Here is a 13,390-nt window from a genome sequence, read left to right as displayed (position 1 = left end):
AAGGAATTATTGAAATCTACGATAACAGATTAGAATTACAGTTTATCAAATAGAAAGTAATAAAAATACGCAAGGGATTTTACTCGAATCAGAATCCTGCAATGAGATAAGGATACTGTACAGATAAGGAAGTCAATTAGGTATTATAGGAACAATATAGAAAGGATAGGTTGCTTGCTATGTCTGCCTGTTAGGCAGTAAGCAATGGGTATTGGCATGATTAATGTAAAGGATAGAGAAGGCTTTCATCCTTCAAAAGAAATTGTAAAAAGCCCCCGTATTTCAATGCTCATAGAGAATTTATATGCCTCTATGCCGGAAATTGAAGCTGACAGAGCAGTTCTTCTTACGGAAAGCTATAAAAGTACCGAAGGAGAACCGATTATCAGAAGAAGAGCCAAAGCTTTTTATCATATATTAAAGAATATTCCCATTACCATACGTCCTTTAGAGCTGATAGCTGGTAGCGCTACCAAGGCACCAAGGGGCTGTCAGGTCTTTCCTGAGTTCTCCTATCAGTGGCTGCTGGAAGAATTTGATACAATTGAGAAGAGAAGTGCCGATCCTTTCTATATTACGGAAGATACAAAAGAAACCTTAAGAAAGGTTTATACATACTGGGAGGGCAAAACAACCAGTGAGCTGGCAACCTCTTATATGGCACCGGAAACAAAGCTTGCCATGGAACATAATGTTTTTACCCCCGGAAACTATTTCTATAATGGGGTTGGTCACGTTACAGTAGCTTATGAGAAAGTATTGGAAAAGGGTTATGAAGGAATTAAAGGAGAAGCGGTTAAAGCGCTGGCTGAGCTTAAAGTCTCCGATATGGATTACGGAAAACGCAGTGAATTTTTAAAAGCTGTTATTTTAAGCTGTGAAGCTGCCTGTCTCTATGCCGAACGTTATGCTGTACTGGCAAAGGAAGAAGCAGCAGCCTGCGAGGATCTAAAGAGAAAAGAAGAATTGCTTCAGATAGCTAAAAACTGCAGCAGAGTGCCAAGATACAGTGCTACTTCCTTTTATGAAGCCTGCCAGTCCTTCTGGTTTGTTCAAATGCTTTTGCAGGTGGAATCAAGCGGACATTCCATATCCCCTGGAAGATTCGATCAATATATGTATCCATATTATGAAAAGGATTTGAAAGAAGAGAAAATAACCATAGACTTTGCCCAGGAACTGATGGATTGCATCTGGGTCAAGTTAAATGATCTGAATAAAGTTAGAGATGCGGCTTCTGCAGAAGGATTTGCAGGATACAGCCTTTTTCAAAACCTTATAGCAGGTGGTCAAAACAGAGAAGGCATTGATGTGACCAATGATCTTTCCTATATGAGCATAGAGGCCTCCATGCATGTAATGCTCCCTCAGCCATCGTTGTCCGTAAGGGTATGGAATAAAACACCTCACGAGTTTCTGGTAAAAGCAGCAAAGCTTACTAGAACGGGGATTGGACTTCCGGCTTACTATAATGATGAAGTTGTGATTCCTTCCCTGGTAAACAGAGGGCTGACTCTCGCAGATGCCAGAGAATACAATATCATTGGTTGTGTGGAACCACAAAAGGCTGGCAAGACTGATGGTTGGCATGATGCTGCTTTCTTTAATATGTTACGTCCTTTGGAATTTACCTTTCATAACGGTAGAGACAATGGAGTAATGGTGGGCGTTCCAACCGGTGAAGTAGAAGAGATGAGCTCTTTTGAGGAACTCTTTGAAGCTTATAAAAAGCAAATGAATTATATGATAGAGCTGCTGGTCAATGCAGATAATTCCATTGATCTTGCACATTGTGAAAGGTGCCCCCTGCCTTATCTTTCTTCCATGGTGGAGGATTGTATCGGAAGAGGAAAAAGTGTACAGGAAGGCGGAGCCATCTATAACTTTACCGGACCGCAAGGTTTTGGTATCGCCAATATGACGGATGCACTTTATGCAATTAAGAAACTGGTATTCGAGCAAAAGAAATATACGCTTCTTGATTTCAAAAATGCTATGGAGAGCAATTTTGGACATGAAATATCCTCTTCAGAAGCAGTAAAAATATCCGCCTTAAAAGCAGAAGAAACAACAAAAGCTGTTGTGAGGAAACTGCTGGAACAGGGAGTCAAGGTAGGAGAAAAAGAGATAAAAGACATCCTCGCTGTTGCTTTAAAGGACGGAGTTTCAAGCACCCAGGAAAACAGATGGGAACAACTGTTAAATGACATAAACGAGCTTCCAAAGTTTGGTAACGATATAGAAGATGTGGATCTTTTTGCCAGGGAAATAGCCTATACCTATACGAAACCCATGGAGAATTATAAGAATCCCAGAGGTGGTTCTTATCAGGCCGGATTATATCCTGTATCGGCCAATGTACCTTTAGGAGCTCAGACCGGAGCTACTCCTGATGGAAGATTAAGCTGTACGCCGATTGCCGATGGTGTATCCCCGGCATCCGGAAGAGATACTCACGGACCTACGGCAGCAGCTAACTCGGTGGCAAAGCTTGATCATTTTATAGCCTCTAATGGTACTTTATTCAATCAGAAATTCCATCCCTCTGCTCTTAGCGGTGTCAGAGGAATTGATAACTTTATCTCACTGATAAGAGCATATTTTGACCAGAAGGGAAGTCACATGCAGTTCAACGTAGTTAGCCGTGATACCCTGGTAGATGCACAAAAGCATCCTGAAAACTATAAAAACCTGGTAGTCAGAGTTGCTGGTTACAGTGCGTTATTTACGACTTTGTCCAGGTCGCTGCAGGATGATATTATTGCCAGAACGGAACAGGGATTTCCGGGATAAAGAGATAAGCAGATGCTTGTAAAAGAAGAAAAAAGCAGGACATTCCGTAAAAAAGGGATTAGGTTGATTCAGGAATATCTAATAAAGAATGATATTCACGAAAGGAATTATAATGACGGGAAGAATATTCGATATACAGAGATTTTCCATTCATGACGGTCCCGGCATACGGACTATCGTGTTTTTGAAGGGATGTTATTTAAGATGCAGATGGTGCTGTAATCCGGAATCTCAGGAACGTGAGATTGAGACCATGATTGTGGACGGAAAGCCGAAGGTTATTGGGAAAGATGTAACCGTAGAGGAAGTAATGGAAGAGGTTATGAAGGACCTTCCTTACTATAGGAGGTCTGGTGGTGGGCTTACTCTTTCTGGAGGTGAAGCTCTCTGCCAGCCGGACTTTGCGGTGGAACTGTTAAAAACGGCAAGGGAATATGGTATAAATACAGCAATGGAAAGTACAGGTTATTCTGAGTTTTCTGTAATCGAGAGATATCTTCCCTGGCTGGATGTCTATCTGCTGGATATAAAGCACATGGATTCATTCAAGCATGAAGAATATACCGGAAGACCCAATGGTCTGATACTTGAAAATGCCCGAAAGATAGCAGAAAAAAATAAAAATAACGACGGGACCCGCCTGGTTATCCGTATACCGGTAATCCCGGAATTCAATGCTTCTGTCAAGGAAATCAGTGCTATAGCAGAATTTGCAAAATCACTTCCGGGAGTCACCGATTTACATCTGCTGCCTTATCATAGATTAGGTCAGGACAAATACACCGGACTTGGCAGAGAATATAAGATGCGGCACGCAGAACCTTTGAGCAACGAAACCCTGGAGGAGCTCCTTCAGGCAGCATTGAAATCAGGTCTTAATTGTCAGATAGGCGGATAAGGAAGGAGAAACAGATGAATTTTCAGGATATGATATCCAATGACAATAAAATGAGAATCATTCAGGAAATCGTTCCCGGCAAACAGATTACACTGGCGCATATTATTGCAGGACCGGATCAGGTTCTGTATAAAAAGCTGGGTCTGAATCCTGAAATTGATTATCAGAAAGCTGCCATTGGCATTCTTACGGTATCACCCAGTGAAACAGCTATAATAGCAGGAGATATTGCAATTAAGACCTCTGGTGTGGAATTGGGATTTGTTGATCGTTTCAGCGGTACCTTGATTGTAACTGGAAGTGTTTCGGAAGTAGAGGCTTCGCTGAAAGCAATACTGGAGTATGCGGTGGAGAAACTAAATTTTTCCGTATGTGAGCTTACCAGAACATGAAAAAACTGATACTGATCGGAAGAAGTGAAAGTGGAAAAACAACCCTTACCCAGGCATTAAAAGGTGAGAAACTTCAATATGCGAAAACTCAGGCTACCGCTTATACGGATATGCTGATTGATACGCCCGGTGAATATGCTCAGACAAAATCTCTTGCAAGTGCACTGGCACTCTACGCTTATGAAGCAGATGTTGTCGGGCTGCTGCTCAGTGCTACAGAGGATTATTCCCTGTTCAGTCCCAACATAACCAGTCTTGTTAACAGAGAAGTAATAGGTATCGTGACTCAAATAGACAAAAGAGAAGCTAACTGTGCCAGAGCGGGAGAATGGTTAAAGCTGGCAGGCTGTCAGCGTATTTTCTATATTAGTGCAGTTACCGGTGAAGGAGTAATAGAACTGAGACAATATCTTATGCAATAGGAATTTAATATTATTGCTATACAGCAGGAAACTCCGGGGTATATAAAAACCCAGGAGTTTTTTTAAGAATGTTTGCGCTTTTTCTCTTTATTTACTATAATAGAAGATGAGAGATTAATCCTTGACATTTCTTAAAATTATAATTTAGTGTAGTTTACGAGGAGATATTTATGTATTTGAGTAATATTAAAGATGTTGACCACAGCTTTCTGAATGAAATGCTAAAGCTCAGTTACAGTCATAACAGTCTTGGGTTTGGGTTTCCTCGCGGAGACCTTAAGGATGTGGAAAATGAAATGAATGAAAACAATCAAAATATAAATGATTGCTTTTATATGATAAAAGAAAAGGATGAAAATCTGGGAATTATAGGATTTATGGAAATTGATAAAAAAAAGGGAATTATCATTGGCCCTGTTATGAAAGAAAAGAATTATACATATGAAAATATACTCGAGAGTATAAACCTGCTTAGAAATATGTATAAATATCAAGACAAATTAATCTCATTCGATGTAATAAAGGAGAATACACGTCTTTGCAAAGTGTTGGAAGAAAATGGTTTTACCTTATCTTCTTCTCACATAACAATGAAAATAAAGCTGTATAAGAATAAGCCTTATTCTATGAAACCAGATAGAATTATCTATTCTGCAACAAGAGACGATAAAGATATTCTTATTCAAATAAACAAGCTTTTTAAAGAAGTACTGGAGGATTGGGTGGAAGAAGATATTGATAGCCTGTACGAATATCTCGAACAGGGCTATGAAATGTCTTATTCATTACGTGATGGTAATATTACAGGTGCTATATTATGGATATGGTTCGAAAATCTTGGTTATGGACGTATTGAGTATATCGCTGTAACGAAATCAGATCAAAGGAAGGGTTATGGAAGTGAACTCCTCGATTATACTCTTTCTAAACTATCAAAAGTTTTGAAAAGGGAGAACTTGAATTATTTTTATCTAGATTTGGATACTCAAAATGAAAAGGCATATAATTTGTACAGAAAAAAAGGTTTTGAATATGAATATGAAGACATTGTTTATCGTTCATATTAATAAAACCAGAGAAATTATATAAATAAGTTTATATAAAATCAATGATATTTAGAAGTTTATTTTAGGAAAGGTGATTTATTATGAATACTATCTCTTTGGGAATTTTAATTCCTTTTATAGGAACAACGCTGGGTTCAGCTTTTGTGTTCCTGCTTAAAAATCGAATCAATCCGCTGGTTCAAAAAATACTGCTGGGATTTGCTTCAGGTGTAATGGTGGCTGCTTCTGTTTGGTCTCTGCTGATTCCGGCAATTGACATGTCAGAGGATATGGGAAAATTATCATTTGTGCCTGCGATAACAGGGTTTGGATTAGGTATTGCTTTTTTGCTGTTACTAGATAAAATTGTTCCACATCTACACCTTGACAGGGAAGAGCCGGAGGGAATCAGTACGACCTTTAAGAAAACCACAATGTTGGTGCTGGCTGTAACACTTCATAACATTCCGGAGGGAATGGCAGTAGGTGTGGTATTTGCTGGATTGATGCAGGGAAATACTGACATAACCTTTGCCGGAGCTATGGCACTTGCTATCGGTATCGCCATTCAGAATGTTCCGGAAGGCGCAATTATATCCCTTCCCCTTAAAAGTGAAGGAACCAGTAGGGGAAAAGCATTCCTTTATGGTATGTCCTCTGGAATTGTAGAACCTATAGCTGCCTTGATAACAATTCTCCTAACAGGTCTGGTAGTTCCTGTACTGCCTTATTTACTATCTTTTGCAGCAGGAGCAATGATCTATGTGGTGGTTGAAGAATTGATACCGGAAGCATCGGAAGGAGAGCATTCCAATATCGGTACTATTGGTTTTGCTATCGGGTTTATGATCATGATGACTTTAGATGTTGCTTTAGGTTAATATTTTTCGGAAAGGAAGTGGGTATCATTCACCAGGAACTGTTAGAAAAATTAAAAGAAATAACAGAAGAAGAACAGAATATCTTATCCGGAAACAGTACGGTAGCCAGAGATCTGTATACCAGTGAAAAGGATTTTGTCATTGACAGTAAGAAGATGCTAGCCAAAGGTAAACTCATAGATGTCAGAACACATACCCGATTTGTACATTTTCCGAAGCATAAGCATAACTATATCGAAATTATTTATATGGTAAGCGGAAGTACTACTCACATTATAAATGATAACAGTAGGGTAGTATTAAATCAGGGAGATATGCTATTTCTGAACCAGAATGCTTATCAGGAAATACTTCCTGCCGGTTTGGAGGATATTGCCATTAACTTTATTGTTTTGACAGAATTCTTTGATGTCGCTTTTCAGATGCTGGATGGAGAGAATCTGCTGAAGAATTTCCTGGTGGACTCTCTGCGCCAAGACAATAAAACTGCGGGTTATCTGTATTTTAAAGTAGCGGATATCCTGCCGGTTCAGAATCTTATCGAAAATATGATATGGTCTATTTTAAATGAGCAGGTCAACAAGAGAAAGATTAATCAGACAACCATGGGGTTGTTATTTCTGCAACTCTTAAATTATACGGATAAAATTGAGCAAGGAGAGGATGACCCTTATGACAATTACCTCACATTATCAGTATTACGCCATATAGAAGAAAATTATCGGGACAGCAATCTGACAGTACTGGCAAAGGACTTAAATCAACCGGTCTATCTGCTTAGCAGACTTGTCAAACGGAGCACAGGCTATACGTATAAGGAACTATTGCAGCGAAAACGTTTTCAAAAAGCAGTAGAATTGCTTGGAAATACGACGCTTTCGGTTAATGATATCATATCAGCAGTTGGATATGACAATACCAGTTATTTTCATAAGGTATTCAGAGAAAAATATAATATGTCGCCCAGGCAATACCGAACCATGAAACAGCAGGAACAGTGACACAGTGGAATCAAAAGTATACCAGTTTAAGTATACAACCATTATACAGAATATCAGAAAGATTGAGGAAAAAAAGTGGACGATCAGGTACTTAAAAATATATATATTTGTTACCCGGAAGGAAAACATAAAGTATTGACCATGAGTTACGATGACGGTAAATTAGAGGACCGCAAACTTATATCAATATTCAACAAATATGGTATCAAAGGTTCTTTCCATTTGAATTCAGGCCTTGAGGGAGAACAATACATTCCCTCCTCAGAATACATAGAGCTTTACCGAGGTCATGAGGTGTCCGCTCATACCAGTACGCATCCGACCATTGCCCGTTCTCCAATTGAGCAGGTGGCCATACAGGTATTAAAGGACAGGAAGGAATTAGAGGATATCATGGGCTATCCGGTCAGGGGATTGTCCTATCCCAATGGCTCCTATTCGGATTCCATTAAGAAGCTCCTGCCGTCAATGGGAATTCGTTACGCTAGAATTGTCGGTAATTCTGATGGATTTACACTTCCCTCTGATTACTACGAATGGAAAGCAACCTGCCACCATAATCATAATCTACTTCAACTTGGCAAGGAGTTTTGCAACCTTTTTAAGACGCAATACCTTTACATGATGTATGTATGGGGTCACAGTTATGAGTTTACAATTGATAACAACTGGGAGTTGATGGAAGAGTTCTGTGAAATGATAGGGGGAAGAACAGATATATGGTATGCTACCAATATAGAAATAGTGGATTATATGGAAGCAGCTGACAGACTTTGTTTTACTGTGAGCGGGGATAAGGTATATAATCCTTCTTTTAATTCTGTCTGGATCAGTGTAAATGGTAAAGTATTTGAAATTAAGGGTGGTACAAGTGTAACTTTAGACAACTAGTTAAGCGAACATAAGGTTAAGTGCAATTTCAAAAAAAGAGATAATCCCCCAATAACCCAAGAGATATATAAGGAGGCCACCATTTTGAATAGTAAAACTCTCGAACCTGATAGTTGGGGGAGTTTTGTTGAGAATGATGTAAATTCCAGGTTTCCAGGAAACTAGAGTACAACGAGCGGAGAGGAGAGTATTATTTTTACGGTGGAGGCCGCCTCTAGTATTGGTTTAATGTATCAGATGTTTATCAATGGTACAGATGGGCAGTATGAAGTATATGTAGACGGAAAATATGTAAAGACTTTTGGATGCGGACTTCTCCGGTGCTTGGGGAGAATATGGTAAGGCAATGGAGATATTCGTATCTGATGAAATAAAAAAACATACATTGGAAATCGGAAAAAGAATGGAGCTACAGGAGATGTTTTTTCGACTTTAGGATTATTGATTTCTTGATGTTTGGTATAGCAAGAAAACAGACAAGCGTTGAACTGCTTCCCGTCAAGTAGACAATTAAAAAAATATAAATCTTTCTGCCAGTAAAGTATAACTTACTGGCAGTTTTTTATGCTGCCTGTAGATATAACTCATGTTTCTCCATCGGAGTTAATACACCTAGATTTCTTTGTAAGCGTTTATTGTTATAGTATTTCATATATTTCTCGATCATTTCAACAACTGCTTTCTTACTCGTAAAACGTTTTCCATAATAACGCTCTCTTTTAATAATTCCCCAAAACCCTTCCATTGGCCCATTGTCAATGCACTTTGCCACTCTTGACATACTCTGAGTCATTCCTGCTGATTCAACTTTTGAACGGAAAATCCTGTTTGTATATTGAAATCCTCTGTCACTATGAAATAGTGGGCAAACACCTGGGTTGGTCTCAATCGCAGCATCAAATGTATCAAAGACTAACGAATTATTGTTGTTGTCACGAATGATGTACGATACAATCCGACGGTCATACAAATCAAATATGGCGCTAAGATAGACTTTATGCTTTTCGATACCAATGTAATAGTGAAATTCAGTTACATCGGTAAGCCATTTCCTGTTGGGTGCATCCGCTTTAAACTCGCGGTTGAGTAAATTTTCTGCTATGTAGTATGGGTTTACTGCTTGTCTTGTACATCCATAACTAGAGTACTTGATTGTTGATTTTATATTCCGATTCCGGCAGATTCTCAATACGCGTTTATCATTTACTTTTATATCATGATACCGTTCCAGGTCATCCCGGATTCTTCGATACCCTTTATCTGGGGATTCCTCATGGATCCGTTCAATGATATCTGCTATGCGCCTGTTTTCGGTTTCGCATGCGGGGATATTCCTGTTTATCCACTTATAGTATGCAGAGCGGGAAATACCACCAAGCTTACATAAAGTATGTATAGGATAGCCGTATTTTTCGTTTTCCTCTTTGATTGCCTGGTAAATACTTTCATGGCGAATCAGGCTTAATACCGCCTCCTTTCTATCTCCTCGAGTTTTTTTAAGAAGGATACCTCCATTTCGGCTCGTTCTTTTTCTGCTCTCAAAATCTTGTTTTCAGCCTGGAGTTTCTCTAACTCGTTCATTTGTTCTTTCGATTTCCTTTTTCCACGACTATCATTTAAAGCTTCAACTCCATCTGATTCATATTTAATGGTGTAATTGCGTGCCTGCTGATAGGATATCTGGTGTTTTTCTGCTGTTTCTCTGTAATTGTGATTATGTGCAATACAATACTGTACTATTTCCACTCGCTCATCAAATGTGGTGTTTCTACCTTTGGTCATAATAGGGCCTCCTGTTCCGGAAGCTTTCAGCTTCTCATGACCATTATACTTCAAAATCCAGTTTCGTAGTTGGGATGATGAACGAATTCCATATTTTCTGCAGAGTTCAGAATAGGAACCCTTACCATTTAGATAATCTAGTACAGCATTTTTTTTTGTATCCGAAGAATAAGCGGTATTCTGGGAAGTAGTAATAAGACCTTCTTCTCCCAAAGATTGATATAAAGAAATCCACTCCAAAATGCGTGTCCCGCTGATACCTAATAACTGCGCTTCATGATTAGCAGAGGTCTTACCTGATAAATATCTTTGAACAATATTTATCTTTATTTCGAAAGAAAACTTAGCTTTTCTTCCCATAAAAATATGCTTCCTCCTAAGTAACAAGTTTTTTATTATTTCACTTGTCTACTTAGAGGGAAGCATATCACGTTAGCAGCATGTCTGTTTTTTTCTTTTCTTAAGAATGCGATAATACGTTGAGTTAACTTTATAAATTAGCTAAGACAGGATAATAAATTAATGCGGTTATAAATGATCAGATATTCAATAGCTGGTACTAGTTAATGTGGACAAGCTAAAAGAGGCTAAATAGATAGGGTAAAAAGCTAAAAAAATAACTTATCAGTATTAATCAATTTTTTAGCTGATGAAATACGAGAAAAAACGACATACTAAACTCTTGTAAATGTATCATAAAAGTAATTGTGCACAAATAAATGGGGGTGTATTTAGCAAAACTAACAAATTGTATAATTTGTATTGAAGTAATAAGGATTATATAGTAATATTAACATATGAGTTAGGAAACGTTTTGGAAGAGTAAATGAAAGTAAATAACGCTAAATTAACTTAAATTAATGACTTAAATGAATAAATTATAAAAGTAAAAGGTAGCCTAACGACAAAATTCATAAACTTAATGAGAACTCCAGAGATTCAAGATGATTTGAAAACAGAAAATAGACGTACACTACAATGAAAAAAAGACGTCTTTTTCGAAAAACAAAATTAAATATAAGATGTTAATGGAAAAAATTAAAGAAACAGTGTCAGCGATATATTAAGACACTATGAGAAAGACATAAATCAAGGACATAATTCTAATGATACAATTCTAAGGGCAAAATTAAGAGACACAATTCTAAGGACAAAATTAAAGAGACACAATTCTAAGGACAAAATCAAGAGACACAATTCTAAGGACAAAATCAAGAGACACAATTCTAAGGACAAAATCAAGAGACACAATTCTATCGACAAAGATTAAGAGACACAATTCTATCGACAAAAAACAAGAGACACAATTCTATCGACAAAACCAAGAGACATAATTCTAAGAACAAAACCAAGAGAAACAATTCTATCGACAAAACCAAGAGACATAATTCTAAGAACAAAAATCAAGAGAAACAATTCTATCAACAAAATTAAGAGACATTATTCTAAGGACAAAGAACAAGAGAAACAAATTTAACATTAAAACCAAGGGGTATAATCCTACTGATAAAAAAGTGAGATACAATTTGGTTTTAAAAATAAGCGCAACAAACAAAAACAAAATTACAGTAACAACTCCATCAATGAAATTCAGACAATAGAATCAAAGTTTAAACCTTATGGGGAAAGACTAAGATAAACCAGTAAAATGCCTTAATGGATATTATGTTAATTTAGGCTTGAGGAGTGAATTATGAAAAAGAGAAAGAAGGCAGTATTTTTTATCACCGCAGTTGTTATGGCTTTTATGGCCAACGGATGCACTGATGAAAGTGGTAATACTGTTGGAAGAAAAACGGAACAGAGAGAGAAGACTGGAACTGTTAGTACCTTTGTCCAGGAAACAGTAGGAATTTACGAAGCAGAGAAGGCTGCTTGGTCCGGCAATGTTAAGATGGTTTCCAAGCCGATACTTAAGGGGTATTCGGGAACCGGATACATCGAGGGTTTTGAAGAGGATACTGATATATGTACCTTTACAGTTACCATTCAGAAAGAGGGCTTTTATGATTTGAATTTCAGAAGTGCAAGTAAAGGCGGAGAAAAGCACAATTACGTTAGTGTAGATGGAGAACGTCTGGGAACAGTATTTGTTGAAGCAGAAGATTTTACAGATACTTATTTGACAAGAGTTTATCTGGCGGCAGGAGAGCATAGAATAAGCCTTTCAAAATATTGGGGTTATATATGGTTGGATTATCTTGAAGTTCTCACGTCAGAACCAATAGATTCCTCAATTTATAATATTAAGGCAGAACTGTCTGATAAGCATGCTTCTGAGGAAACTAAGAGGTTATATAGTTATTTGTGTGATATCTATGGTAAAAAGTTTCTCTCCGGACAGTTTTGTGATACAGGGCAGTATGGAAAAGAATTTCAGATAATAAAAAAGATCACCGGTAAGACACCAGCAGTACTGGGACTGGACTTTATTGAATACACACCTTCTATGGTGGAAAATGGAAGTAAGGGATATGCAACAAATTATGCAATCGATTATTGGGATAACGGAGGTATTGTTACTTTCTGCTGGCACTGGAATGCGCCGTCCAAATATCTGACAGGAGAATGGTACCGGGGATTTTATGCGGATTCAACGGATATTAATCTGGAAAAGATTATGAGTGGAGAGGATACCCAGGGATATGAACTGCTCATGAAGGACATTGATGCTATTGCAGAACAGCTCATGATTCTAAAAGAAGCAGGCGTTCCGATTCTCTGGAGACCACTCCATGAAGCAAGCGGTGGCTGGTTCTGGTGGGGAGCATCTGGACCGGAAGCTTATAAGAAGCTATACATATTGCTTTACGATAGACTTACAGGAGAATATGGGCTGAATAATCTTATTTGGGTATGGAACGGACAGAATGCAGAGTGGTATCCAGGGGATGAATATGTGGACATCATCGGTGAGGATATCTATCCTGGAGAGAAAGTATATACCTCACAGATATCTTCTTATCTGAATGCATCAAAGAATTACAGCAATGAGAGGAAAATGGTGTATCTTACGGAAAATGGATGTCTTTTTGATCCGGATCTTGCAAGACGGGATGGAGCGATGTGGGGTATGTGGTGTACCTGGCAAGGTGAATTTGTTGCTAAAAATACTGCAATTTTCACCTTAAGTGAGCAATATACGGAGGAGTCAATGATCAAAAAGGTATATGAAGACAAAGATGTAATATCCAGAGAAGATCTGCCTGACTTAAATACATATAAAATCCGCAGTAGTGACAGTATTAAAGGGGATCAATAACAGCCGGGGGCGGCGGAAGGAG

General features: G+C 38.1%; 11 protein-coding genes. 9 read left to right on the top strand and 2 right to left on the bottom strand.

The features are described from left to right. The first annotated feature begins 216 nt into the window (after positions 1 to 216). The 8 genes from R2R35_RS01840 to R2R35_RS01805 all read left to right on the top strand — a co-directional run bounded on the left by R2R35_RS01840 (position 217) and on the right by R2R35_RS01805 (position 8,324). Positions 217 to 2,793, top strand: coding sequence for a glycyl radical protein (locus R2R35_RS01840; RefSeq protein ID WP_442872281.1), 2,577 nt, complete (start codon positions 217 to 219; stop codon positions 2,791 to 2,793). Positions 2,794 to 2,905: 112 nt separating this feature from the next. Beyond that, entirely contained in the window at positions 2,906 to 3,691 is a 786-nt protein-coding gene (locus R2R35_RS01835) for a glycyl-radical enzyme activating protein (protein WP_317732797.1), read from the top strand. Between the two features lie 14 nt (positions 3,692 to 3,705). After that, the gene (locus tag R2R35_RS01830; RefSeq protein ID WP_317732796.1) at positions 3,706 to 4,083 is read left to right on the top strand and encodes a BMC domain-containing protein; all 378 of its coding nucleotides are present in this window, start codon (positions 3,706 to 3,708) and stop codon (positions 4,081 to 4,083) included. Beyond that, positions 4,080 to 4,505, top strand: coding sequence for a EutP/PduV family microcompartment system protein (locus R2R35_RS01825; protein WP_317732795.1), 426 nt, complete (start codon positions 4,080 to 4,082; stop codon positions 4,503 to 4,505). Before R2R35_RS01830 ends, R2R35_RS01825 begins: the two co-directional genes overlap by 4 nt. A gap of 284 nt (positions 4,506 to 4,789) precedes the next feature. Further along, the gene (locus R2R35_RS01820; RefSeq protein WP_317732794.1) at positions 4,790 to 5,572 is read left to right on the top strand and encodes a GNAT family N-acetyltransferase; all 783 of its coding nucleotides are present in this window, start codon (positions 4,790 to 4,792) and stop codon (positions 5,570 to 5,572) included. Positions 5,573 to 5,652: 80 nt separating this feature from the next. Next, positions 5,653 to 6,432, top strand: a complete 780-nt coding sequence (locus R2R35_RS01815) for a ZIP family metal transporter (RefSeq protein ID WP_317732793.1) — start codon at positions 5,653 to 5,655, stop codon at positions 6,430 to 6,432. A gap of 26 nt (positions 6,433 to 6,458) precedes the next feature. Beyond that, positions 6,459 to 7,433, top strand: a complete 975-nt coding sequence (locus R2R35_RS01810) for an AraC family transcriptional regulator (RefSeq protein WP_334309124.1) — start codon at positions 6,459 to 6,461, stop codon at positions 7,431 to 7,433. 75 nt (positions 7,434 to 7,508) lie between these two features. Further along, entirely contained in the window at positions 7,509 to 8,324 is an 816-nt protein-coding gene (locus R2R35_RS01805) for a polysaccharide deacetylase family protein (protein WP_317732791.1), read from the top strand. A gap of 562 nt (positions 8,325 to 8,886) precedes the next feature. On the opposite strand, the gene R2R35_RS01800 is transcribed toward R2R35_RS01805, so the two are convergent. Beyond that, positions 8,887 to 9,753: an IS3 family transposase gene (locus R2R35_RS01800; protein ID WP_317734725.1), complete on the bottom strand. Its 867-nt coding sequence runs from the start codon at positions 9,751 to 9,753 to the stop codon at positions 8,887 to 8,889. Positions 9,754 to 9,785: 32 nt separating this feature from the next. After that, positions 9,786 to 10,466: a transposase gene (locus R2R35_RS01795; protein WP_317731166.1), complete on the bottom strand. Its 681-nt coding sequence runs from the start codon at positions 10,464 to 10,466 to the stop codon at positions 9,786 to 9,788. Positions 10,467 to 11,799: 1,333 nt separating this feature from the next. On the opposite strand from R2R35_RS01795, the gene R2R35_RS01790 reads away from it, so the two are divergent. Then, a complete protein-coding gene (locus tag R2R35_RS01790) occupies positions 11,800 to 13,368 on the top strand; it encodes a glycosyl hydrolase (protein WP_317732790.1) in 1,569 nt (522 codons plus the stop codon). Positions 13,369 to 13,390 lie beyond the last annotated feature (22 nt).

The organism is Anaerocolumna sp. AGMB13020, from assembly GCF_033100115.1.
GTDB lineage: Bacteria > Bacillota > Clostridia > Lachnospirales > Lachnospiraceae > Anaerocolumna.
The sequence above is the reverse complement of the archived record's forward strand: the minus strand, read 5'-3'. Positions and strand labels throughout refer to the sequence as shown.